The 26,780-nt window shown below is 60.6% G+C and carries 9 protein-coding genes and 1 pseudogene; 4 read left to right on the forward strand and 6 right to left on the reverse strand.

Annotated features, from left to right (window positions below; translation table 11 throughout):
- Positions 1-54: 54 nt before the first annotated feature.
- The 4 genes and pseudogenes from J3P91_RS20355 to J3P91_RS20370 all read right to left on the reverse strand — a co-directional run bounded on the left by J3P91_RS20355 (position 55) and on the right by J3P91_RS20370 (position 15,734).
- Complete coding sequence (locus J3P91_RS20355; protein WP_434601555.1) at positions 55-2,064, reverse strand: hypothetical protein; 2,010 nt, start codon at positions 2,062-2,064, stop codon at positions 55-57.
- A 291-nt stretch (positions 2,065-2,355) separates the two neighbouring features.
- Positions 2,356-6,435, reverse strand: a complete 4,080-nt coding sequence (locus J3P91_RS20360) for a hypothetical protein (protein WP_434605255.1) — start codon at positions 6,433-6,435, stop codon at positions 2,356-2,358.
- Positions 6,436-6,465: 30 nt separating this feature from the next.
- Positions 6,466-7,311: pseudogene (locus tag J3P91_RS20365) on the reverse strand (dermonecrotic toxin domain-containing protein); the annotation flags it as partial.
- Positions 7,312-7,388: 77 nt separating this feature from the next.
- Positions 7,389-15,734 carry an NEL-type E3 ubiquitin ligase domain-containing protein gene (locus tag J3P91_RS20370; protein ID WP_434601556.1) on the reverse strand — a complete coding sequence of 2,782 codons (8,346 nt, stop codon included), beginning with the start codon at positions 15,732-15,734 and terminating at the stop codon, positions 7,389-7,391.
- A 273-nt stretch (positions 15,735-16,007) separates the two neighbouring features.
- Between J3P91_RS20370 and J3P91_RS20375 the strand changes: the two genes are divergently transcribed.
- From J3P91_RS20375 to J3P91_RS20390, 4 genes are read left to right on the forward strand one after another with little or no spacing between them, the layout of a single operon-like run.
- Positions 16,008-16,832, forward strand: coding sequence for an SDR family oxidoreductase (locus J3P91_RS20375; protein ID WP_434601557.1), 825 nt, complete (start codon positions 16,008-16,010; stop codon positions 16,830-16,832).
- A 22-nt stretch (positions 16,833-16,854) separates the two neighbouring features.
- Positions 16,855-17,850, forward strand: coding sequence for a TRAP transporter substrate-binding protein (locus tag J3P91_RS20380; protein ID WP_434601558.1), 996 nt, complete (start codon positions 16,855-16,857; stop codon positions 17,848-17,850).
- The gene (locus tag J3P91_RS20385) at positions 17,847-18,395 is read left to right on the forward strand and encodes a TRAP transporter small permease (protein WP_434601559.1); all 549 of its coding nucleotides are present in this window, start codon (positions 17,847-17,849) and stop codon (positions 18,393-18,395) included. Before J3P91_RS20380 ends, J3P91_RS20385 begins: the two co-directional genes overlap by 4 nt.
- Positions 18,392-19,675, forward strand: coding sequence for a TRAP transporter large permease (locus J3P91_RS20390; RefSeq protein ID WP_434601560.1), 1,284 nt, complete (start codon positions 18,392-18,394; stop codon positions 19,673-19,675). The genes J3P91_RS20385 and J3P91_RS20390 overlap by 4 nt, the downstream gene beginning before the upstream one ends.
- A gap of 166 nt (positions 19,676-19,841) precedes the next feature.
- Here J3P91_RS20390 and J3P91_RS20395 read toward each other — a convergent pair whose 3' ends face one another.
- Together J3P91_RS20395 and J3P91_RS20400 are read right to left on the reverse strand one after the other, a co-directional pair.
- Positions 19,842-25,895 (reverse strand): leucine-rich repeat domain-containing protein, encoded by a 6,054-nt coding sequence (locus tag J3P91_RS20395; protein ID WP_434601561.1) that lies wholly within the window; start codon positions 25,893-25,895, stop codon positions 19,842-19,844.
- A gap of 151 nt (positions 25,896-26,046) precedes the next feature.
- Positions 26,047-26,778, reverse strand: a complete 732-nt coding sequence (locus tag J3P91_RS20400) for an adenosylcobinamide-GDP ribazoletransferase (protein ID WP_434601562.1) — start codon at positions 26,776-26,778, stop codon at positions 26,047-26,049.
- Positions 26,779-26,780: the final 2 nt, after the last annotated feature.

Consider the following 26,780-nt stretch of genomic DNA (forward strand, 5'->3'; position numbering starts at 1 on the left):
GGCCAAACCGAACGACAGGAGTCACGCGTCCTCCTGTCTCTACTTCCGGAAAGCTCAGGGTATGGGTCTCGGGATGGTGCAGTGCTGGCCGGCACCTTCGAAAACCGCGATCATCACGCGCTCCGGTTCGGAGGAAACGGTGGTGCCACGAACAGACATGCTGTAGCTCGTTTCGCCCCAACCGTACTGATCAGCGTCATAGGTGGGCTTGAGGTATGTTTCGTACTCGATGAACCAGTCGATACCGTTTGACTCTTGCTGAGGGTCGACAGTTATGTCTTCCGAAAGAAAGGTATCGGGTATCGGGGTCGTTCCGTCCTTGTCATAGGTCTGCCACGTGGCCGTCACCGTCTCGCCTTCCTTCAAGTAATCCGACGGCGGAATATGAACGCGGATTCCCCACTTCCCATTCTTTTCAATCAATGCGTTGCAATTCAGCGGATACGTACCTTCCCTATCCGGGAAGGTCGTTTCGGGAAGATCCACCACCTCGACCACCACGTCTATATGTGTGCGCTGCGACTCCTGGGGATTGACGAAACCGTCACGGGTCAAGGTGTAGTGCATGGGCAAGTCATCCATGACCGGCGTTTTTTCGATATCTGCCCACGGAATCTCGAAAGGAATCTCTACATCGGCCACCTCAGAGCCAGTGATGAGATAAGGCGATGAAGTCACAGGTTCACCATTCCAATACAGCGTCAGCTTATCGTCCGTTTCCAGCACATCCAACAGGGTCTGGGGTAAATTGATATGCCCTGTCGCCGGCTCTCCCACATCGGCCATGGTCAAGTCGGTGGCACTGCCGCTAAAGCTTTCGAATCTGACCAGACCCAACGCCGGGTTGGTCGGCTCCGGATCGGGGTTATCCGGCCCCGGTATGTCGAGATCGACATCGACGTCGATCTTGCCCGGCGAAGACGTGGGGTGGTCGCCCCGCAAGACGATATAGTCAACCTCTGTGGATTGCGCGCCCCCTGCGTCGAAATCGTATTCGGCTCTCATGTGCGTCCAGGGCACGGTGATCAACAAGGGAAATGGCAAATGCGTACCCACGGCGGTTCGAGCGATGTCCGTTCCCCACTTGACCACAATGCCGTCATCGCGCGTCCAATTCGTATACTCGTTGATGCGCACCTGCGTCGGAGTGGCGCCATCGGCGCGATCAATCAGACCATCAGCCGCCAGAGGTACTTCCGGGGCTTTCAAATCAGCGGGCAGAGCGCCGAGGGCAACCTGTAGGGTGGTCGGTAAGGACATGTCGCTACGATTCCCCGCCTTGTCGAACAGGACGTAGGCAAGGTACTGCTTCCTGGAGCCAAGGGCGATGACCTTATCCTTGGGTATCACAATGTTCCGGTCCGCGGGCAGGAGGCCTACAAACGCCAACTCTCCAGCTTCTGGAAAATCGTCCGGGATACTGGCCAGTAAGGCCAGCGCTACGAGGACAGACTCTTTCTTGTCTTCCACCAAGTCGGGAATCTCGCATCTCAGTCCTGAGTGTTGCTCCAGCAGCTCCGTGGTGATAAGGGGGCCGTCCTGCGCGATAACGGCGAGCGGCACGAAACTCGGCGGCGGCCCCAGCGGACGTGTTCTGTCGATGGTCACAGGCGCCGGGTCGGAACTCGTTTGAGTGGGTGCGTTCCATGCTTGTACCCGATACCTGAATTCGAATTTTCCCTCATAATTCTCAAACACTTGCAAGGGTATTGCCCGCTCAAGGGGAAACTGATCGTCGGGGACATCGGGCGGCCCGGCGATGTCCTCCTGTTGAAAGTTCTGGTACTCGCTCTCGGGAACGGTGACCGGACGCCAATCCAGATAGAGAACATCCTTGAGCGCCGGAAGAGGGGGACGATCGGGCCAGATGGGAATCTTTACCTGCAGTGGCGCGGTGATTTTGTCGATGTGCATCAAGCCGTCCAGGTCACCGGCAATCTTGTCAACGATCTCGGGAGGCAGGTGGTTGTCAGCTTGCCGGCTTTCCCTGCGCTTGAGCAAAAGCCATTTACGATACTCCGCCCGCACCTGTTGGCCAGTCGGTAAGTCGCGAGTGCCTGTCATTGTTCATGCTCCAATCAATTCGCTCACCCATGGTTGAACCATGGCACCTAAGCTTGATCGGGCGAGGAGCGGATTCGAGCCCTGAGAAACCCGCCGTTGCGCCTGATCGTCAGCCTTTGGCAAATTAAGGGCGCGTTTTCAACGCAGCGATACTGTCAGAGTTGACAGGTACCAAGGCACGTTCAACTCCCTCCAAAGACACCCAAGCCAAGCCCTCGCCACACCTTGCCGCCCCATCACAACCCAGCCGCCCCCGAGAAGACCGACCACCACCAGCCTTCCCAACATGGCCTATGGCACGCCCCTGCCTGCCCACCAGGGCCCCACCAACTCCACGGTAGCCTCCCTGGCCACGCGCTCGGCCTCGCTGGCCTTCACCGCACGAAATATCGCCCATGCCCTGCGATACTGGTCCTCGCTGAGCTGGACAGCGGCGCTGCCCCAGTCCACGTCGGCCGCCGCTTCCAGCGTCGGGCCAGGAAGCCCTTGGGCGGGGGCCGCCAGGTTTTCGCGCAGCACCTGCGGCCATTGGGACGTGTCGACAGGCGCGCTGGAAGCTTCGGTCAAGGTTTCGCCGAGCGCATCCCACTGCGCCTGGAAGTTGGCCCAACGCGCCGACATTTCTTCAAGGTAGGGGAACCAGTAAAGGTCGCCGTACTGCGGGTTTTCCCATGTCGAGAATGCCCCCTGCGTTTCGAGCAGGCGCTGGACGAAGCGCTCTTGGGTAGCGTCATTGGCGATACGCATGTCATTCCATTTTTGCACATCACTCAGGTATTCCTGCCAGGCACCGAAGAGATCATGAATGAACGAGGCGAAGGGTGGCTGTTGGGGCTGAGCCGTCGCGCGGCACCAGCGCAGGAAGATCGCGAGGTGCGTTTCCAGCTCGTCCAGGATCGGCGGCGCCCCCACATCCAGGATGGACAGGTGCAGATGCTGCAAACGCTGGCAAATGCGCTTTCGAAACGCGTCAAAACGTTCATCGAGATTGGGAACAAGCCCTGCCAGCTGCGCCGTCTCTGCGTCCAGCTGGAAAAAACACCCGGCAATGGCCAGGGCGCGATCCCTCCCGCTATCGAGATAGGGACGGAAATCATCACCCTCGCTCTGCTTCACCGCATCGCTGAGCCAATCCAGGAATTGTCCATCGGCAGGATTCTGGCGCAGGGCTTCAAACCGGCGTTGCACCGTTTCATTACCCATCCAGATGTCCCGGCTATAGGCAAAGCTTTGCCCGGTGCCGCGCAGACGCTCGATCTGCTCTGTCGGCAGAGGATTGTCATCCAAGGCCACAACCATCCTCTCGCCCTGGCCAAGCGGGCGCGCCAGCGTCGGCAACAGGGCTTCGACGCTGGTAATGCGATTGCCCGACAGGTCAACGGCGAGCAGCCCCAAGGGATCGCGTCGCAGCAGCTCGATGACGGCCAAGGGAACGCTCTCGATCCGTGCCAGGGAAAGATCCAGGTTGGTCAGCCGGGATAATCCTGTCAGGTCCGGCAGTTCGCTGATGATATTTGCGCCCAGGTTCAGGCGCCGCAGATTGGCCAACCGGGCCACAAAAGCAGCACTTTGAGCGTCCAGGCGCAATCGGCAATTCGTCAGGTCGAGCAATTTCAATCGAATCAAGCGCCCGATGGCCTGGAGTTGCGCTGGCGCGAATCCTTCATTGTCCGACCACACCAACTCCTCCAGCCTGGGTAACCGGCCCAGCGCCCCAATGGCAGAGACGCCGCCGGGCCCCTCGGCGTCCTTCGAGGTATCGGTTCCTGACAAATCCATTTGTTGGAGTTCAGAGCCCGCCCCCGCCGCGAGCAGTGGGGTAAACGTCTGGTCATCAAATACGATCGGGTTGCGGCCCAGGTGCAACAGTCGCAACCGCGGCATCTGCGCAATTGCCGGCGGGCAAAGGGTCAGACGATTTTTACTGAGCCAGAGTGCCGCTACGCGAGGGAACAGACGCAGAAAGTGCGAAGGGTCGGGCGTCAGGCCCATATCATGCAAAATCAGCAGCTCGACATGGCTGAAATCAGCGTCGATGCTCGGCAGCACCCCGACCGTATCGCCCTCCACCGCCAAGGAGAAGACTTGCCGCACTCTACCTTCTTCAATCAAGGGGGAAGTCATTTCGCGCCGCCAACATATACGCAACTCCTCGCCAAAATGCTGACGTGCCTCCAGCCGAACAGCCGGGTTGTCGTGTTCAACTTCATGATGCTTACCCGTTGCCGTCTCCCAATTGCGCAGGCTCAAGTCGAGCCGGCTCCATTCAATCTCCTTGTCATTCACCAACAACTCGATGGCCCTGCCGGTACTGATGCTACGCGCCTGCAATTCAGCCTTTACGGCGGCGCTGATGCCTTGGCCGGGGTACAAAGCCCGAAGGCGTTCGTCCAGTGTGCGGCGCACCGATACCAGCGCCGAACGGTCGATCATCGGATAGCCGCCCAGTAACCGCAGCTTCGGCGGTGTCAGCGCGAGCATGCCCAGGTGCAGGCGCAACGACGCACGGGATTTCAACGCGCGTTCGAACAGGCGAGCACGCAGGTCACCTTGCCCCTGAACGGCCAGATCCATGGCGTTGGGTTGGCTATTGAAGAATATGCGCGACAAGGCGACTTCAAGGTTGGTCAGCGCGGTGAGTTCCTTGCCCACCTCGTCAAACAACTGATAGTGGCCTGCGGTGCGGCGAATAGTCTTGATCGGTCCCTTCCTGCCCACCCTCAGCGGACCACCGATAAATCCCTTGTCAAGAAGGAGCTGGACCCGTACCCGTTCGTCCATGTAATGCACCTCGGGGCCGATCAGGGCCATGACCAGCCGGTCGCGATCATTACTCGCCTCGGAGGCCAGCATGAACTCCAGCGCACGGGAGATCCGCAGCTCGCGCAGGGCCTCGACCGTTCGCCTGGCAAGGCTGTTCGACACCCGACCGGCCAACAGCCCTTGCAGCTCCTCGCCGGTAACGCTTGCCAGCAGCGAATCGAGCATGGGCCCCGGCAGGCTCGGGAACAGGCGATGCATCAGCGCCGCACCGGGACGCTTCTCAAGATCGGTAAAGGCGTCGAGATCGGCGAAGGCGTCGATCAGCGGATACCCGTTGGTCTTCAGCCTGTCGGCCAGTCGATCGGCCAGGCGCTGGTGGAGAATCGCCGGTGCCTGCGCTGATGCTCCCTCGCCCAAAAGTGCACGCACCTCGGTTGGTCCAAGCTGTGCGAGCAACCGCTGCTGCCAACGACCGGCTCTGAAATCCGCCACGTCGAGAAGCAGCTCGGCGCCGGTTCCTGGCGAGGCGAAGGAGGTGCCTGCTTCGCCGCTATAACGAAACGCCCGCTGGGCTGGCCAGCCGGGCAGTTGAGTGAGCATTTGCACCATGCCCCGCGGCACACTTGGCAAAGCCTCGCCGGCGCGTAAACGGACCTCGGCCTCCAGCAACTGCTCGCGTGCTTCGAAGCGCCGAGCCATGTAAAGCAACTGCCCCGGCAATGGCTTGTCGTTCACTGCCGCATAGCGCAGCTGCTCATCAATGATGCCAGTCGACCATTGGGCGCGTTGCAGGCTTATATCGCGCAACCCTCGAAATTCCGGGATGACTTCGCGCAGCAGGCTAAAGCCCTCCATGCACAAAGGGCTTTGATAAGCCCAGCGCCACCCTCTGGCTCGGCTCCACTCAAGCGCCGGCTCCATCCCGGCATAATCCGCCGGCAACTTGAGGCGCAGCGAACGCTCATCGCCAACGACTTCGTAGAAGTGTTCGCCGACCTTGATCCAGGCTCGGCCTGCGGCACGCCAGATGCCAAAATCGTCAGGTGCCAGGCCAGCCGGGGGTGAGCGTTTGGCGATGAATCCCTCGGTGAGCCCATGCCACAGGCGTAAACTATCATTGGCCAAGGGGACGGGAAACATCTCGCCCACCAGGCTGTTGGCCGCGAATTCGCCCGTTGCCTCCAGACCGGCGTCCAGCGCAGCCTCGAACAGATGCTCAATCGCCTCGCGCAGGTGGCCCTGGCTCAGTTCCTGAATGCCTTCATAAACATCGCGGATGAGTTGCCGGATGCCGAGAAACACTGCCGCGGATTCCACGACCTCGGCGCCAGCCACACTGAGAGCGATCAGGGCGACGACTTCCAGTTCCAGGGTCAGCCACCATTCGGTGTTGTCCGGCAGCGCCTTGTGGTCGATCAGAGCCACCGGCCTGGCGACCTCCGATGAACGTGTCAGCACGCTGCTGCGCCATTCCTGATAAAGGCCGTGAAAGTATTTATCAGGCACTGCGGCCGCGATAATGTCCCGCTCTTCATTCCTCGGCCTGTGCTGCACAATCTTGTCGAACCAACTCCGGTCGCGCAACGGCACCAGGCTGCGCAGGAACACGGCATCACCGGTGCGGGCCAGGCGGCCGAACAGTTCCTTGGCGAAATCGAACGACCCGGCATATTGCTTGAGCGGCGTGACCGGGTCACCGGGAATATGCACCACCAACGGTACCTTTCCCTTGGCGGTGGCAGGGTGCCGGGCCCAATACACCCGTACGCCACGCAAACCCACCGGATGATCCGCGCCCTCCCTGATGTTCAATGCAAGGCCGCTGACGAATACCGTTGCCAGGGCTTCCACGGGATGGGCGGCATCGAGTTGTATACGGAAGTTAGCCAGGATGCGCTCGCCTTCGGCGTCCAGCAGGCCTTGGATTCGGGCCCGTTGCGCATCGTATTGGAGCAGTGCCCGACGATATTCGAGGTATTTTATTACAAGGGACGGCGGATTATTCACATTGTCCGGCCATGTTGGTATCCGGCGCTCCAGCTCCGTTTGATAAGCGGCACCGATGTCGAGGTCGCGACACAGGCTTGCGAACTCGTTGAGCCTTGGTCTCGCTATCAGGGCACTATCGGTACGAATCTCGAAACGGCTGCCCTTGACGCCAGCTTTCGCCTGGGCATCGGCTTGGGTGAAGTTGTACAGCGCCCAGTCAAACAGCGAATGGTTTTCGCGGTCGTTGGGCCTGACCAGGAATGACGACTCCAGGTCGATTGGCGCGCCAAACAACCGGTCCATGGCCGGTTGCAAGCGCGGTAGCGCGAAATCGCGTATCGAGGGGATAACCTTTATCGCGTCGGTCAACCGATACCCGGCACTGGCCAGGCTGAGGGCAGCCTGGCGCATCCTGGCCTGTTCGGCGGGACTTGCATCAAGCAGCCAGGCGGGAAGCCGGCTGCGGATAAATGAGCGGTGAGCCAAGGTTGACATCAGAAACCTCCATTATCGTGAAGGCTTCAGTTTCTGCGGGTGCCTGGTGGCTTTGGCGGTACATATGTATAGGTTGATCACTCAGCCAGATTGAACGCGCGGCCCTCCTCGGCGGTCAGCTCGTGTATCAGCCGTTCCTGATCCTCCTCATACACCCTGGCCTGCTCCCTCTGACTGGCTGCCCATTGGTCGCCAGTGTCGGGATACCTATCATCAACGCCCGCTGACCGTTGCCGATATTCGGCTTCAAGGCTAGCGAAACGATTGGCGTAGTGTTCGCGCAGATATTGGGTCCAGAACGACTGGAGTTGGCCGTAATTGAGCAGGCCTCCCCGGCGCTCCTCCTGCAGAACATCCTGTACCGCCCTGGACACTTCGCCGCTACTGAGCCGAGCAGATCCCGGAGATGCCATGCTACGAGGCGCGGCGAGCAAGCCGAGGGGGACGCGAGCGCCAATCAGATAAGCCATGCGCACCTCGGCCACATCGCGCGCCCCAGCCTGTCGATTGGCAACAAACTCGAGCGCCTCGGCACGGTAGCTGGCACGTAGCCGCTGGTAGAGCCAGGCACCACGTCGCTCCTCCGGCATGCCGGCCGGAAGCGGCTGATGGACCAGGGCGTGGGTTTCGATCGGGACGAACTCGACACGCAAGCCGTCCGTACAAGTAGCCATTTGCCCACGCAACCGCGCGCCTTCTTCGGCCATCCCATTCATTCGGCCGCGCAGAACTGCGTTGTTTCCGGCCTGCTCAAGTACCGTCCAGACTGAATTGATCAGAGAAGGTCGGTGGGCGGCATGAAGAAAATCTCTGGTTTGTCGCAGTTGATTGACCATGGTCATGAGGTTCGAGGCGTCTGCCTGTTGCTCAAGGTCTTGCCATAGTTGCTGGCGACGCGCGGCTTCAACTTCGCTGAGTCCTTCAAGCCATGGCTCGACGCTGACCGCAGGAATCTGTCCCGCTTGAGCGAAGTGATCAAGCTGCAAGTCATCCAGTTCGAAGGTAAAGCGAGGGATACCCTGCTGCACCGCGGTCATCGAGTCGAGCAATCGCTGGGAAAGCGCTGGATCGAGCCGGTTGCCTGCCAGCACTACTTCGGTGGACGCTTGGTGATTGCCTTCGTTGCTGAATACCTCTTCCGGAATGTGGGTGAGGAGATTTTCGGACAGGTCGAGTTCTTCCAGGCTCGATAGCAAGTGTGCGTCTATCCAGTGGGGAAACCGTTCAATATGCATACGGCTGAGATAGAGGCCCGCGTTGGCACCGAAGCGATTGGCCAGGGCCGTTGCGTTGTCGATCACTCCCAAGCGGTTACCGCTCAGGTTGAGGTGTATCAGGTTGGCAACCGAGGCGAACAGGTCCATTGCCGACTGGTCGATTCCGATCCCCAGGTTCATCAACTCCAGCCACATGAGTTCGGGTAATCTGCCAATTACGTCGGGTAGCCTGCCTAACGACGTTGTCGGGCTGCTGATGGTCAGGCTGCGCAGAGCCTGGAAACGATCTATGAACTGACCGAGCTCATGGTAAGCAAGGCCAGGGCGCCGCAACTCCAGGTCGTGTACCGCCTGGTAGGCATACGCTGGAAGATTGTCCGGTGGCAGCTCCGTCAACAACTCCAGCACCAGCGTCGCGCCCTGGCCGCTGCTGCGGTAGCGTTGATGGGCCTCGAACATCTGCGCGCCGAGCCGTTCGCGGGCTACGCGGACAGTATCGGGCACGGGCCTGGTGGAGCTGCTTGCCTGCGCCCACTCGGTGAAGACTTCGCGAATCCGTGCCGACTCCGCCCGCCAGATCTCCACATGCCGGCCCAGCTCGGCAGGTAACGGCCGGTCGTCGATGACAAACCGGTATCGACGGTTCTCACCGTTGGCGAAGAGGATTCTGCCCCGAACCTGTTGCGGCAGCGGATTGCCCTCCAGTCTCACCTCGATGTGGCGTGCGGTACTGGTCGGGTTGGCCAGCAATCCCGTAGGCACGGCGTCGATCCGGTTGTTGACCAGGGACAACTGCTCGGTCACGCCGAAATCGATGATCGGGAAAGCCTGAAGCCTGCAGCCGTCCAGAATAATCGAGCGCAACCCGAAGTCGCTCAGGTCGACAATCGCATTGTCCGGCGGCGTGAGTCCCCTCGCACCGGTCAGGTCGAGGCTTTGCAACGTGGCGATCCGTCGAATGGCACCCAGATGACGTGCGGCGTCGTGCATGTTGAGCAGGCTCAGATGCAGCAATTGCGGAACGTGCTGGGAAGATGGAACAAAAAAACCCATGAGGTCGGAGCAGTCGACCTCCAGGCGCGAAAGGTTATTGAACCTGCTCAGAGGTTCCCGATTAAACCAACGTACCCCTGGCCCCAACCGCAAACCGTGCACGCTCGAATAAAAACAAGGCGGCAGGTCGACAAGCGACTCAACAGGCACATTGCCGAGTCGCAAGACTGTTCGGGGCAGATTCAACTCGGTTGCCCAGGCATCGGCCTGCCAGTGGGCCATCAGCGCTATGCACAGGTTCCGGTGCTCCTCAATGCGAGCTGGAGAGCTGGCAGACAGCAGTAATTGCCTTTGATCGAGCGCCTCGGCCATCCTCGCGCGCTGGAATCCCATTGTCGATAAGGTCGCGGCAATCGCCTCAGCGCTTCGTCCTTGCGCACGCAGGGCGGCCAGGGCGGCCAGTGCCGCTTCGGAACTGGAATCACCGGGAACATCGAGCGCCCGCATGTGGTCCAGCAATACCGCGTCCGGGGGCGGCGCTTCGAACCGGGCCAAGGCTTGCCGCCAATTCGGCACCCGGGTCGGCTGGATCGGATGCAGCGTGGCAAACGGAAAGTGCCGCATGAGCGCTTCGAAAGCCAATCGCTCGTATGCCGCATCGTATATGCCAAGCGTATTTGGCGAGTCGAGTTGCCGCATCAGCGGGTATTCAGGCCTTGGCGCCAGCACCGCATTGAATAATGAGGTGCCTGTCAGCCTGGAGTGCTCGCGATAGAAGTCCAGCAGGTGCTGGCGGGTTTCCCTCGGTGCAATACTGTCGTAATGGGCTCGTCCGGCTTGATAGCGTTGCGTCATTTCCAGTGAAATCGCCTGCAGGGTCCGGTTGTTCGCACGACTGGCAAAATGGCTCGGCGCATAGCCGGAGCCCAACGCGCTAGCGACCCAGTTGCCCAGCAACAGCCCGTCGTCAGTGGCAGCGAGCTGACCCAGCGGGATGGAGGTCAGAATGGCGCTGTCAACGTCCAGGTAAATGCCGCCATAGGCATTCATCAATGGGTAGCGCAACACGTGCGAGGCGGCCGGATAGTAAGGCTGCACGGCACCAGTGATATGACGATATTGCGCGCCGAGAGGCGTGCCGCTCAGGTTCTGGAAAAACGGTTCGTCGTTCAGGTTCCTGATCACCAGGCCTGGCATCAGTTCAGCCGCTTGCTCGGTCAGTCGCTGCAGTGAATCGGCGTCCAGATCCACATGCAAGATACTTTGGAAGCGCGGGGCCTGGCGTGCGTTGATCGCCATATTGGCCAGGGCATCGCGCCCAAGTGGGTCCCGCCCTATCCAGAGATAGTGGATGATGGCCGGAACCGGTTCAAGCTGCAGCGGCACCGCTGGCAATGCAGGCAACTCGACGGTCAGCAGGTTGCTTGCGTGTTCCAATAGCGCCGGCCGGCTACGGAATTCGCTGAGCGAACCACGTTGCCATTCGCCTTCGGCGTTGCGCCAGAGCATGGCGCCGAGCTGGCCGCCGCGCCTCTCTCGCCATCCACCTTCAGCGGCGTCATACACAACCTGAACCGCGATGCGCACCTGGAAATCGGGGGGCGCTCCTTCCACGCCCTCCATGGGCAAGGTGATCTGACGCGAGGTTGAAGGCTGCGGCGTGCCTGCCGGAAACATCCCGCCAGCCAGCCCGCCCTGAGCCAGGCGCCATTGTTGCTCGACGTATTCCACCAGCGGGCCGCGGTGCTCACCACGGTGAATGCGCAGTTGCGCATCTGCGCTGCGGTGAACCTGGTACAGGTTGCCTTGCATGGAAATGTATTCAGCGTCGCCCAAGCGATACAGTTGGTTGTGTGGAACCACGCCGCTGACGTCCACGCCCAGCGCATGCAGGTCGATTTGCTGCGCGATGCTCAGCTTGCGATTGCCCCAGCTGAAATCCGCACGAAAATTACCCGCTACCGTCTCGACGGGACCCTGGGTGACTGCGGGCAAATTCAAAAGCCTTTTCGGGGCAAGGGCTGCACGCCTCATCCCGGTATAACGGACCTGTTCTTTTGCCAAGGCAAAAGCGCTGCCCAAATGCCCCTGAATCTGGCGCAGGCGCCAGAGCGTTTCGTTCAGCATCCTGGCGCCCTTCCACCCGGCCCGGCCCAGCAGCGCAAGCAGGCCCCACGGCACAGGATTCAAGGCTTCAAGCGTTCCCACCAGCAGGACTTTGCTGAAGGCAGCGCTTGCTGCGCCAGTCTTGGCCAGCCGCAAGGCGACCTTCGACACGCCCAGGCTCGTGGTGCGGGCGACCACCCTGCCGAGCGTCACCGACGCCGCGTAGCCGCTCCTGAATGCAGCGTGAAACGGGAGCAGGAAGGTGACGATCTCCAACGCCGTGAACACCACCGTGGCAGTGCCGACCCGGTCGTGCTTGATATCCAGGTAGAGCGAGTAGAAAGGCACGATGAAGCTCAGCGGCGTATCAAGCGCTTGATGCCATTGCTGGTAGTGCTTCTCCAGCGGCGTACGACGCCGGTAGAAGGCGCGCAACTGGTTGATCACTTTGGCGAAGTGGCGCTCTACCATCAACTTGCAGAACCCCTCGACAGCCTGGCGCTGCGGTACCACGTTGTTCGGATGGGTGGCCCGGTAGCGATTTTCGAACAGATATTCCAACTTGCCCACCTGTTCCCTGGCGAGGCCTTCGCGTCCTTGGATATAGGCCGCCGCGTCGAGGTGCGGAAGCCCGGCGAATTCATGAACGTCGAGGATACCGTTATGGTATGAAACCGGCGGGCCATAATATTCATCGGTGCGAACGTCCGGGCCGGATTCAAGAGCAACCTTGCGAACGGTGCCGGAGGGGCAGAACAGTTCGTAGGCATAACCGTCTCCCAGCGCCAGCAAACCGAAATGGCCGAGCCTGTCTGGCTTGCCCTCGGCATCCTTGAAGCTCACCGACACCACTCGATCGACAGCCAGCAACTCGCGGCGCTGGTGTGCGGGCAGATCGAAGATGGCGTCGATCATTTTCTCGCGCTGAGCGGATTGGCTGGCCTGCTCGAAACGCTCGTAAGCCGTCTCGAACCGCCTGGTCAACGCCGGCCCACCGAGTCCTTTACCGCCAAACCCCAGTTCATCGTCGTTGAGGCCATAATCATCCACATCGGTCATGTAGCGCTCGACGTTGGACATGTAGGGGCCCCTCCACTGTGTGGTGACCAGCTTGCCGATCCACTGGGCAAGGTTGATCAGAAAACCGTTGAGCCGCTCTTTCTCCGCCAGGCTCGTCAATCGCTCCTTGTTCTGATCGACGCCGGGCGCATCGATTTTCATCTGCGCGCGCGCCATTTCCTTCCTGTCCGGCGGTGACTCGAGCAACGCGTTGAGGTTCTTCTCCCGGCGCTCGGCATCTGCACAGGTGAACTCGATCGCCCGTCGTGCATCGTCATCGGAGACTTCGTCGAGGCCACCGGCCCCCAACTTGCCTCGGCACATCGCGAAATAGATCGAGGCGTCGTTGCGCAGCGCCGCGCAGGCGGCTTGCTGGACCTGCGTCAGGGGTTGCGCAAGAACGCTCGCCCACAAGGTTTCGAGTTCGCTGAAACGCTTGCGCCAGGCGAGCCCGGGTACCGTTGCCTGCGCCAGCGCCACGGCATGGCGAAAATCCACCGCGGTCTGCGTACGGCCGTATAACAGTGTGGCGGGCCGGCCCCGGACCAGGAACTCAGGAGCATGGCGGCGCAGCAACATGACCGCGGCCAGGCTGCCCGCCCACTCCGAATGCCGGGGGAAATAATCGCGCAGGTGTGCCCACAGCGCGTCCAGCACCTGTTGCCAGGTATGGTCCCCCAGGGCTGGGTCGTAGAGGTTGAAGCCGCACAGATAACCGGCGCGGTGTTCCTCGGGTGGATAGAGGTAATCGGTGATCGCCGAAAGCGCGAGCGCCTGGCCTCGCTCCGCGTCGGTATCGACGGGCCAGCCCGCGGGTTTGAGCAGTGCTTGTTGCAAGCGCTCGAAGGCCGGCGAATCGATGAGCGCATCCAGCAGCGGATTGATCTCTTCGGCCAGTTTGTCGGGAGACGCTTCGCTGTAGTCAAAGGCACGGGGCGCCTCCAGCGCCGTGCAAAGGGCCTCGACATCCGGCATGGCGGTGCCGCCATTGATGTGCCGGTGAACCACAGCGCGTCGCCAGTTCTGGGTGATGAGTTGGGCTTCGATCCATTCGTCGCAGGAAAAACAGCTGTCAACCGCCGCGCCGGTGGTCAACAGCGCATTGGCCAGCGCCAGCTTGTCGTGAGCCTTTGCTGGCTTGGCCGGGTCAAGCAACCCGGCCTGAAAATGAAAGACCTGGTGACGTCCGCCCCGATCAGGCCATGCCAGTTCGGCCGGGGTTGCCCGCGCGGCCCAGAGCCTGCGCGCCACGCACCTGGCCAGGTCTGGCGATGCGTCGACACGGATGGGGTAGTGATCAGGCAAGGCAGCGAACACCTGGGCGGTCATGCGGGCAACCTCGGCTGTGCCGAAGTAAGCCTTGAGCCTGTCGGCATGGCTGTTGTCAGTGACGGGCTCAGGTGCGTCGTCGGCGAGCTGCCCCGGAAAAACCTGCACCAACGACAGGCCCTCGGGCATGCCTTGCAACGGTAACGCCACACCCGGGCGGGCCTGCAGGTGGCAGGCCTGCAGCAGCGATTCAATACCGATGGTTTCGGCGGCCCGCAACGTCCGTAGCGCCAATGCCTCGGTCAATCGTGTGGTTTCGCTCGTCAGCAAGCGGTCGATACGTTGGCCCAGTTCGCTCAAGGAGCCGGTCGCGGGGACGTGTCGATAGGCCTGCTCCAGGTCACTGCGCAACCGTTCAAGATTGCTCTGTGCCAGGTGCTCGAATACGTCGCCGTTCAACTGCTGGTAACGACAGCGCTTCTTCACGCCAGGGTCGTGGAAACCGACCAGCGCCCGATCCTGGGCCTGGATGTAACCCAACCAGGGCCGGAACAGACCGGGGTCATTAAAACGCCGCTCCACCTCGACCCGCAGCGCCGTCAGGTCGGAAAACGGCTCGATGCCCAGGTGCGGGGCAACGAGCATAGCGGTGCTGTCTGCCCGCGTGCCGATCACCAGCACGCCGTGCAGCTGTCGGCGGCTGCCATCCGGCAGCTCGATGTACAGGGCCGTCACCCGGATTCGGCCCTCGGCCTCGGCAGCCGGATCATCGCCATGCAGGGGTCTGGCGCCGCGCACTTCCGACACGTCGCGCAAGGTCTGGAAATCGTCGGGCCGCACCCCGGCGTCGGCGCAGGCCAGGCGCGCCTGTAGTTGGAAACGTCGGCGGTAAGCTTCGGCCAGCGTGGCGGAATCAGCCTCGAGTGCCTGTCCATCGCCGAACGCCTGGATGCGGGCGGCGAATGCGGTGAGCTGCCGACCATTCACGAGCAGCCGATATTCCAACTGACCAGGCCGCTTGTCGAAGAACTCGTAGGCGTCGTCGATATCGAAGAGTTCGGTCTTGGTGAAACTGGTGAAGATGATCGATGCCAGGGTTCGCGGCTTCGCATCGACGACGCCGTGCTTCGTCACCGCCACTTGCTCGAAATCCGCCAAGGTGTCGATTCTGGCAAGCGTCGCAAAGGCTTGGTGCATTTCGGCTTGCAGCAGGGCAAGCAGCCCCGTTGCGGAGCTCAGCAGCTCGATCGGCGAAGGCCGTTTGCTCAGTGTCTCGACCCAGGCTTGTTGCTGGTTACGCAAGGAACTGTCATCAGCGAGGTTGGCCAGCAGAGCCCAGCCATATTCGCTCAACGCCTGTCGGCTGCGTTCCTGCAATTGCTCGACCAACGCCTGCCTGAACTCGGCGCGTGCCAGGGCGTGAGGTGCTTCGGCAGGGTATGAAACTTCAGGTGCCAAGCCTTCCCAGGCAGCGATGCTCAGCTGGCCCAAGACCTTGCACACGGCAATCGCATCGAGGTTTTCCAGCGGAACAGCCTGCAACCGAGCAGCCTCCTGCCGCACCACAGTCTGGGTGCCGATGGCGGTAATGAAGTTCCGATCGCCCCAGCGCTCCAGGGCCACGTTGAAGGGCGCAAGCAAATCGACAAACCGGGTCAGCAGGCTCAACGCCTGCTCCGCGGTCGGCGGGAATTTATCGCGTGGAAGGTTCGGCAGATGGCGCGCGTAGAGATCGGCAATGATCGGGTCAGGGCGGGCCGTGTTCTGGATCGTCGTCATGGGCATTCCGGTTCGTGAATTCGAACCGATACCCTAGACAGCGCCCGGCCAGGCGAGGTGGTACTTATGTATAGGCTGGTTGCGCTTTTGTATCGGCAAAGGACCGGGTAGGCCTATTGTCACCATGGCTGCGGAAAGGTCCTACAGGAATCAGGGAAGGATCCTATATGCATCGGGAAACAACTTGTCTTAACTGCGTGCGGTTCTTGAAAGCGAGCGACCCGCTTTGCGCAAGACTCACTCCAGTCCCCAGACAAGCACAGGAGCACCACAGTGTCCCTTTCCGGCAGAACCTTGTTCATCACCGGCGCCAGCCGCGGCATTGGCCGCGAGATCGCTCTACGCGCCGCCCTTGATGGCGCCAATATTGTGATCGCCTCCAAGAGTGCCGAGGCCCACGCAAAACTTCCCGGGACCATTTACAGCGTGGCGCAAGAAGTCGAAGCCGCCGGCGGCAAGGCCCTGCCCCTGCAACTGGACGTGCGCGACGAGACGGCCGTAGGCGCAGCCATGAGCCAGGCCGCAGAACATTTCGGCGGTATCGACGCCTTGGTCAACAACGCGGGGGCGATTCGTCTCATGGGCGTCGAGCATCTTGAGCCGAAACGCTTCGACCTGATGTATCAGATCAACACCCGGGCGGTGATGGTCTGCAGCCAGGCCGCCCTGCCCTACCTCAAGCGCAGCGGCAACGGCCACATCCTCAATCTTTCACCGCCGCTGAACCTCTCCACCCGTTGGTTCGCCCAGCATGCCCCCTACACCATCACCAAGTACGGCATGAGCATGCTCACCCTCGGCATGAGCGATGAGTTCGAGAAGTACGGCATAAGCGTCAATTCACTGTGGCCCAAGACCATTATTGCCACCGCCGCCATTGAATTCGAACTCGGCGGACGCCAGGCCTTCAAGCGCGCCCGCACGCCGGCCATCATGGCCGACGCCGCCCGCGCCATTCTCTCCAGCAGCGGACGCAACATCACCGGCCGCCTGCTGATCGATGAAGAGCTGCTGGCGGAACACGGCCAGACCGAGTTCGAGCAGTACCGCTACGACCCGCAAGGCGGCGCGCTGACGCCCGACCTGTTCCTGAATTGAATACCGACACACTGGAAACCCCATGAAAACAGTCAGGTTCGTCATCACCGCCATGGCGGCGTTCGCGCTGTCCATCTCGCTGGCCTTCTCGCAGGAATTCACCCTGCGCCTGAGTCATCAGTTTCCTCCAGCCCATCACTCGGCCTTGCGCCTTGAGCAGTTCAAGAAAGATGTAGCCGCGCACACCCATGGGCGAGTCGAGGTGCAGATATTCGGGGCCGCGCAATTGTACAAACCAGGCCAACAGCATGCGGCGGTCGCCTCGGGCGAAATCGAAGCGGCGGCCATCGTCAACCTGCAGTGGGGCAACGTGATTCCGGAAATGTCGGTGACATTGATCCCCTACCTGATGAGTTCACCGGCCAGCCAGAAGGCCTTTATCCATTCGCCGGCGGCGAAATTGCTTGATGAAAAAATCCGCGAAAAAGGCGTCGTCAATATCGCCTGGATCGTCGATACCAATGATCTGATCTTCACCTCGTCGAACCGGTTGCTGCGCTCGCCGGCCGACTTCCAGGGCGTCAGGATCCGCGGTTTCAACAAGCTGTTCGACTCCGGCCTGAAAGCCATGGGTGCTGCGCCGGTAGCGATGCCGGGGTCCGAGGTCTACCAGGCGCTCCAGACGGGAGTGCTGGACGCCGGTGTGACCGGTGTCGCCGCGGCTTACTCACGCAAATTCCATGAAGTGCAAAAGTACGGTGCGGCGTCCACTGTTTTCCTCGCGTTCGATAATCTTGTCGTGAACCCGAACTGGTGGGACAACCTGCCCGCCGAACTCCAGGCGGGCCTCCAGCGCGCGGCGGACAATGCTGTCCAGAGTTCGCTGAGCACCCATGAAGGCGTGCGTTCGCAGGACATCAAAAACCTGGTGGACAGCGGTATGGAGGTAGTCGTACTCGACGCGGCCCAGGTCGAAGAACTCCGCCAGGCCATGCAGCCTGCCGTCCGCAAGGCGTTCCTGGACAGTGCAGGCGACGATGGTGAACGCCTGCTCGCGCTGATCGAGCAGCTGCGATGACACCCCCGGCGGGCTTCAGCGACAGCCGCCCGCTGCGCCTTTATGGACGCATGGTAGGCGTGACCAGTAACGTTGCCATGGCATTCGCCGCACTGCTGGTGCTCATGGACCTGGCATTGATAGGGCTGGCCGTTGCGATGCGATACCTGGCAGGCGCGCCGCCGGCCTGGAGTGATGAGATCGTCGCTCTCTCACTGACCGCCATCGTCATGCTGGGCGCTCCCAAGGTGCTGGCGTCGGGCGGGCATATCGGCGTTGATATCGTCACTTCGTTGTCGAGGGGGCGCGTAGCGGTCTGCCTGAATATCTGGGCGAATCTGGGCGTACTGGCTGTCGCCTGGCTGCTGATCGTCAACGGCTGGAATACCGCACGGTTTTCAAGGACGCTCGGCTCGTTGACCGAGGGACACCTGGAACTGCCGCTCTGGATGCTGCAACTGTTGTTGCCGCTGGGGGGCATGCTGCTGGCACTCGTCGCCATCGAGCTGCTCTGGCGCAACGTCGAGACCTTGCTGAAGCCGACCGCCCGGGAAACGGCGCGATGATCCTGGTGCCGATCCTCGGCATCCTGTTGATCCTGCTGTTCACCGGCATGCCGATCTTCGCGGCGCTGATGCTTTATGGCGCAACACTGCTGTTGCTGGTGCAAGGGAGCCTTGGCCCCGTGATGGACATCGTCTTCCATGAGATCAACCGATACCTGCTGGTGGCAGTTGCGTTATTCGGCTTCATGGCAAACTTGATGATCAAAGGGCGCATCGTCGATGATCTGTACGATGCCGCTTATACCTTCACTCGTCATCTGCCCGGCGGCCTTGCAGTGGCGACCATTATTGCCTGCAGCGTGTTTGCCGCGATCTCTGGTTCGAGCGTGGCGACCGCGCTTACGGTGGGTGCCGTCGCGATTCCGCAGATGCTCCGTTTCGGCTACGACCCGCGCCTGGCCTATGGCGTAGTCGCCGCCGGCGGGACATTGGGGATTCTCATACCGCCGTCCAGTCCGATGATCCTGTACGGAGTGACCACCGATACATCTATCGGCAGGCTGTTTATGGCCGGTATCGGGCCCGGTGTCGCAATGGTGCTGCTCTTCGTGGCCTGGGCCGTCATCAGGGGCATGCTGGACAGCACGACACAACGCCCCAAGAGGGCATCCCTGCGCGAGATGGCCGAGGCTCTGCGCAAATCGATATGGGCTGTGCTCCTGCCAATCATTGTCCTCAGCGGCATGTACCTGGGCATTTTTACCGCAACTGAGGCAGCAGCAGTGGGCGCGTGGTTGTCCTTGATGGTCACTGTCGTCATTTACCGCACAGTCGGCTGGCGTGAGGTGTGGGAATCATCGATCGAATCAGTGAAACTTTCAGCGATGCTATTCCTGATTCTCGCCGGCGCCACGGTTTTCTCGCACGTGTTGATCAAGATGCGTATTCCACAACAGATCGTCGAAACCCTGGTGGCTGCCGATGTCGGTGCCCTGGGTTTCGTGCTGGTCATGATGTTGCTGATCCTGATCCTGGGGATGTTCCTTGAATCGATCGCGATCATCCTGATCACCACCCCGATCATCCTCCCGGCGATGCTGCATTTGGGCATCGACCCGATCTGGTACGGGGTGCTGCTGGTGATCAACCTGGAAGTCGCGATGATCACACCTCCGGTGGGGATGAACCTCTTCACCCTGCAGGCCCTCTCCCAGGCACCACTGGCGACCATCATCCGCGGGGCCCTCCCGTACGTGCTGCTGATGGTCGCCATGCTTGGCGTTATCCTGCTGTTCCCGGGCCTGGCGTTGTGGCTACCGAACAGGGTGTTTGGGCAGTAATATCAAACCGTCAAGTCAGCAAGGGTATGGGTCGTTACGCCCTTTCTCGCGTACTGCCAGGCCCAATCCGGTATTTCCATGTGGCGGGTCAAGTACAAGGCGAAATCCAAGGCGGTGTGCCCAAGGCGTTGGTTGATACGCTCACCGGGGATACGTCTTTCTTTGCTCAGGTCAGCCTGTCTATGGGCAATGACGGTCGCCGCGGCCACCAGCGGGTGACCATCTCGGTGGTCACCCGACGTGCCAGGGGCTCGAATTCCTGAGTCTTGACCGTGGTGAAGATATCGAGTGTGCGCAACAATTGGCCGTCAGTGAGCGTCACCGCCGGTCCGGCGGCCCAATTCACATCCAACACGGCCAGGTTATCGAGCAGCACCCCAGGCCAACGCGACGGGTCTATGGGCTCACCTGAGGGAGCATTCACCAATAGATCGTCATATGCCGCACCCCAAGCGACCCATTCGTCGGACATCAATCCCAGGTAGGGTCGCCAGGTGATCTCCCCCGCAGAGGGCAGATCATGGATGTTGTCTGCGTTACGAATCCCGCTGAGCCAGTCGATGAACCTCTCTGGGGTCATATGTGCCTGGCGTTGCACGACCTCAGGGTAGAGTTCCAACAGGCCGAAGTCCCAATAGTCATAGTGGTCGTAAAGGAAACTTGCAAAAGGCACTCCTTGCGGTTCGAGGCGGGCGCGCAGGGCCGATTCGAACATCAGAAAGTGCAGCCCCAGCTCGTGCAGGTCCGGTGTCTCACGCTCCGAAATACGCGCTTGCAGGCGATCGCGCAGTTGCCCCAACTGCAAATCGAAATCTGCAACTTTAGCCCGCAGGTCGGCATGGATATTGGCGTAGCTGATGTAGTGCTCCAGAACGGTGCTAGCCCCGTCACGAGTCGCAGGTTCCAGCGTCCCTGCGGTATGGTCGAAATGGATATAGTCAGAGAACCAGTTAATGAAGTTCCGCTGCTGGACATCATCGCGAGCCACTTCCAATGCCCTTTGGAAGTCGGGGAGGTCATCCAGCCAAACGTCTACGGTATTGCGATAAGCCCCAGGCTCCACCGCACGAAGCGCCTGAATTTGGGCGCTTTGCAGAGGATTGTCGTCAAGCAGCAACCTCAGGCGCCCCTGTCCTGGCAGGTCTCGAAGTGTGGCAATCAATTCATCCGGTATGTGGGTTATGCGGTTGCCGCTGAGGTTGACGAAGATCGTTTCGTGTGAAGGCTTGGAGAGTACCGCCAGCGCCAGTTCCGGCACGCGATCAAGCTGCGCATTGGCCAGCTCCAGGATGCGCAAGCCTGCAAGCTCCGACAGATTGGGCAGCTCAAGGCAATTGTTACCACTCAGGACCAGTTCTTCCAAGACCGTGGCAGTACGCAGGAAAGCGCTGCCTTGCTCATTGAGGCGAAGGCCGCAGTACCGTAGATCCAACGATCGTAACCTTGGTAAAGCCGTAATGGCCTGCAAACTCTGGGGCGTGAAATGCAAGTTGTCGGCCCACACCAATGCGCGCAGGACGGGTAGCTCGGCCAGGCGACCGATGGCGGCGACCATTGCCTCGCCGCCACTGCTCAGCCCGGACAAATCCAGGGAAAGCAAACTGCTGGCGGAACCAGCGCCTAGCAAGGGAGCGAACATATCCTCCTTGATTTCCAGTGGATTGTTGCCCAATGACAAGACCGACAGCGTGCGGAGCTCACCCACTGCCGCCGGCACTACGGTCAGGCTATTGCCATTCAATGACAGCGTATCGATATTGGGGAACAACCGCAGGAAATCCGATGGGTCCTCGCTCAGGCCCATGAGATCCATATGCAGCTCTTCGATATGCTCGAAACGCGCGGTGATCGGAGGCGGTCGACCAATCTCCCACCCTGTCAGTACCAAATGCAGATCAATTCCCGGGTGTTCCGGATGCGGCTCACTCCGCCAGGCGCGGCGGATCTCCTTCGCCACCTCCATACGCAGCGAGGACAAGTCCTCGGGGCTGATACTGTTCTCGGCAGGGTGATGAATGCCCTCCTGAACCTGCCACTGGCGCAGCCCTTCGTCCAACGTTGCCCATTCTTTCTCCAAGCGGGTAACCAGCACTTCAGCAGTGGTATTTTCGAGCAAGGCTTGTGCACCCAGTTTTTGCTCACGCGTCGAGAGGTTATCTTCGGTGTGCGCGGGGTACAGCCGCTTGAGGCGTTGTGTCACGCTGCCGTTCGTACGCTGCAGTGATCGATGCGCTCCGCCCCGGCCAAATCCCACAGCGCGCCAGTCACCGTCGGGCATCCGTGCCACCGTATTTCTCGTCACACCACTGGAGCGGATGCTCAAACCCGTAACCGGATCGACAATGTTGGCCTCCGTTGCGGTCAACCTGGTGTGATCGTGCACCCGGAACACCGTCCCGTCGCGCTGTTGAATATAGACCGGGCGAGCCGTCACGCGGCCTGTACTCGAGTCTTTGAGAGTCACGCGGTAAAAGCCCTGGGCATCCGGTGCAAGCCCCCGTATCGGCGATGCATCCGTCACCGCATAACGACGGTAGACCGCCTCCTCCAACGGCAGCCCAAGCCGTCCCTCACTCTGACTTTGGCCTGCCATCACCGCCAGGAACGAGGATTGGCCTCGTGAGGGAACGGTCATCCCACCGGCAAGGCCTCCTCTGGTGCTTTCCAACAGATGCAAAAGCTTCAAGCCTTTGGCGTTCAGCGGGACAAGCCCTGTCTTGAACATTGCCCAACTGATCGTTATGGCCCGTTTGATCAGTAGATAGCCTGGAACCAGAAGCAGACTGACCACATCCAATACCCCCCCGATCATCTGCGGAATAATATCGCTGAAGGTAACTTGAACATCTCGATTGCTGGTGGAACGCTCCGCGGTATGCGCTCTGTGGAAGCTGACGTGCGCACGATGCAGGGTTTCAAGAAAATCATCGTCGATCAATGAGCACCCAACAAAGGGACGACCGCCACGCCGTCCCAGAATCCGCTTTATCTCCTCAGGTTCGACCAAGGAAATGCGTGAACGGAAATACCCGTACCATTCTTCCCGCAGCAAAAGCCTTGCAACGCCATCGCTCAGGTCGGAAAACTCATGGAAGTCATTGCCATCAGGGCTGTCCGGAAAGTAAACGCCAACCGTACCTTCGATTTCCGGCCTCTGCCGGTCCGACAGGATCAGCGCCCCCTCAATACTGGCAGCACCGCCCGACCCGTGTGACCTGCCATCCCCCGGGCTGCCGCCGAGCAGAAGAGCATGGACATGGACCTTTTTGCCCCCGACCCGGGCGCGTGTCTGCGCCAAGGGGGATTTCAGGACGGCATCCAGCCAGAGGGCGAGTTGCTTGCACGGCTTCGGTGGGTTGAAAGCCTCATCTTTCACGATGACCTTGAACGCCTCGTTGCCCCGAAGGGCCGCTTCGTAGCCCTTGAAGCGCATATTGGCCAGATACGCCGCCTGCCATGCCGCTTTGTAGTCCGGTTTGTTCAATGCCTCCACGAGCACGAGCTCATAACTTCCACCGGCATCGATGCTCTTCGTCATCCTGGCCAGCTCGATCCCGGTCAACGTATAGAAGTAGCCGTTGGCCGGATTGCGCACACGCCGGCCATCCTGATCTGTCAGGTGGATGGGCTGCACATCCCTCATTGCGCTCGGATACTGCCTGGGGCGCAGGTTATCAAGCATCCACTGGGTCAGGTTGGTGGTACGCGACTTCCCAGGGTCGGTGTTCGTGCCAGAGGCAAGCGTGACCAGGGTTTTGTCCGGGTCGAAATCCACCGCTGGATGCAGATTTTCCTGCACGTATTCCTTGACTTTCTGGCGGGTAAATTCCCATAGCGTCGGGATTTCCTTGCCCACGTTACTGGCCTTCTGGAAGACTTGCTCCTCCAGCAGGCGATAACGGTTCTTTTCCGCCTGCGTCGCGGTTTTATAGAGATTGGGGCGGTTGTTTTCCACCAGGGTTTCCTGACGGACAGCCAGAGGCCCGGAAAGCCCCAGCATAGGTAAAGCCAGCGCATCCTCTACGCTGCGCGCAAAAATGTCCAAAGCCGGCGCTTGAGCATCGGGAACTGTCAGCGCAGCCTCAAGCGCGGAGCGTTGAAGCTGCAGCAGGTCATTGGCGGCTACTACAAACACCGGCTCGGACAATTCCGTAGAAATGTCCTGGATCGCGCGTTCCTCCCCCTTGTAGAGAGGGTGCACGTTTGAGACCAGCGCTTGAAAAGAACCGAATCGCTGTATCCCACCTTCCAGGGAATAGAGAAACAATGAACGTCGATCAGGTACTTTGATCACCATCGCGGCGGGCCATTTCCGCGCTGTCGCGCTGCCCGTATCGAGCATGACCGCGTAAACATGAGGTACGGGCATGCGCAGCAAATCGTTTCTGGCTGCCAAGGAAGGGTGAGTGGTAATGAGGTCCAGCAGGCGATCCTCCTCAGCCCGCAGGAACCGTGCACTTCGGGTCAACTGGGTGGCCGGCTCCTGGTCCGCTCTGTATAGATTGAGAAGATGCTGGAACCGCTGGGCAAGCAGATACGCCAAGGCCGCTTCGGCAGAGGACGGCCTCGGCGGTTCGAGCAAGTAACCCCATGTGCGGCTGTTGCGGAAGCTGGTGAGATCGTCACGCAACTGACGCCTTACGGATACATTGGTTGTCGGCTGAGGGAAGTAGAAGACCGACTCCATGGTCCGTAGGACCTGCGCGTCCACCGGATCAGCAAATACGCTGTCCTCCTCCGACACGGAATCCGGGCGGCTGAAAAAACCCACCTCGCCCAATAGATAATGGGGCGGCGCATCACGCTGTAAACAGTCCTGGACTACCTCGGTGAAACTTTGCGAGGAGGTCAGCGAGCGTCCGCCGCTGGAGTCAGTGACGAAGTGATTGACGTAGCAGTTATCCGGATCGATCGGTGCTGGCAGCGAAGCCTGAAACTGGCGTACCTCAAATTTTTCACCAAGCATGCGGACCAGCAGGTTCTTGAGCGCCGAGTCGAATGTCGGCAGACCAGCAAACAGGCGGGCCAGTTTCACTTGGTTGGGGTCCAGCAATTCCATCTGCCTGAGCCGCGCTTTTTCCTGGGGCCCGAGCAGCTTGCCGTGCTCATCCACGTCGGTGATCAGAGATTGTCCGGGGCCTTGATAACCTGGTGGGACACCTTCTTGCAGTTGTCGCAGAAGCTCCGGCGCCAAGGCTCTGCCGTTGACCTGAAGTGACGAAAAGTCGACGGTCATCTGGCTGATATGCGGATAACGCCAGCCCTCGCGCGCCGAAGCGGCAGACGCGTAGAACTTGTCCTTGCTCTGGTGAGTGCTCAAAAACCCCTGGGTGACGACGTGAAGCAGCGGCACCGATGCGCCTTTGCTTTCGGAAGCCGAATCGATCGTCTCGACTTCATGGTAATCAACTCGAACCTGTGCATTGCTGCTCAGGCCTCGTTCGGACAACCACTGCCCGGCAAACTTGTGGGGACGGAACCGCAGACCGTTGGGCAACAGGCTGACAGGCTCCAGCACTTGATCGTAGACCGCCCTGGGCTGACGTTCAGGTCGCTTGAACGTATCGTCGGCCTCTGATCGCAGCTCCTGCTCCAACGTCCCGCAATCCATGCCGACTGCCAGGCTGGCGAATCCGTTATAGCTGTGTGGCATCCCTTGCCTGATCGCCTGCAGCAATCCGTCGTTGAGCCCCGCCAGGGCGCCGAGGACATCGGCCGGGACCGCATCTGCCAGCTGCTTGCGGTTATAGTCGCTGAAGGTTCCGGCACTCTGTTCATCGCCCCAGAATATCTTCATGTGCCAGCGATAAGGGGCCTGTGCGCTGCCCAGCAGCGTCGTCTCGAGTTCGGCGTCGTCCGGCGGCGTGGACAGGTAGGTCCTCAAGAAAGCCTTCTCACCAGATGCCAGCATCCACAGAGGCACCAGATCGATGTGTTCGGTGCCGTTCTGGTAAGTACTCAGCGTGCTCCAGTACATCACCGGTATCAACGTATCAGGGGTGATGGGATGGGCAAGGCTACCCGGTATTTCAGCCGGGTAGCAGGCAACGAGCTGGCGGATCCACTGCGTTTCAAGGCTGCTGTCGTGGCGCGTTTGCCCGGGGTTGTCCGGTTCGAGCAGGCCGGTATATTCGACGCGGCTTGTCACAGCGGCGATAGAGAGCGGATCTGCGTCGGCAGCAAGCGATGCCCCAGCGGTTTCTTCAGATAGAACAGACATTGATGTCACCCGTGTTGTGCTTGATAAAGCATCGAGCCTATCGAGCCATGAAGCGGCGGATGACATACATAGTTATAGCGTGAGTGGATAACTCGCAGAGACATGTAAGCCGGTATGTAAATCTGTCTCTGGTCGCGGTAATGAGTGCCGACTAGCTCAATGCCCAACCCACCAGCACCGCCATCTCCAGCAGTTCCAGCAAGGCCCCCGCCGTGTCTCCGGTGCACCCGCCCAAGCGGCGCAGCATTATCCGGCGCAAGCCGATAAAGCCCAGCGCCGCGACCAGCAACGCCACCAGCCCGGCCCAGCCCGCCACCAGCACGCAGCCCAGCGCAACGGCGCACAGCACCTGCCAACCGGCGCGGCGTGGCAGGTGGTCGGCGAGCGCCTGGCCCAAGCCACCGGCGCGTACATAGGGCGTGGTGAGGAACAGCGCGAGCAACGCACCACGCCCGAGTACCGGCACGATGAGCAGCGCCAAGGTCTGCTGCTGTTCGATCAGCGCCAGCAACGCGCTGAATTTGAGCAACAGCACCAGCACCAGGGTGACCACCGCGATCGGTCCGCTGCGCGGGTCCTTCATGATCAGCAGCGTGCGCTCGCGATCACCAAAGCCGCCGAGCCAGGCATCGGCGCTGTCCGCCAGGCCATCGAGGTGCAGGCCGCCACTGAGCAACTCCCAGGCCGTTAGCAGCAGCGCGGCATGCAGCAACAAAGGTGCGCCTGACAGCAAGACGTCGAGCCCGCAGAGCAAGCCGCCGAACATCGCCCCTACCAGCGGATAGAACAGCAGCGAACGACCCAGTTGCGCCGGTTCGGGCATGCCCGGCAAGCGCACCGGCAGGCTGCTGAGAAATTGCAGGGCGATCCAGAAAGGCAACATCT

Origin of the sequence: Pseudomonas sp. Z4-7, from assembly GCF_051131965.1 — a bacterium.
Lineage (GTDB): Bacteria > Pseudomonadota > Gammaproteobacteria > Pseudomonadales > Pseudomonadaceae > Aquipseudomonas.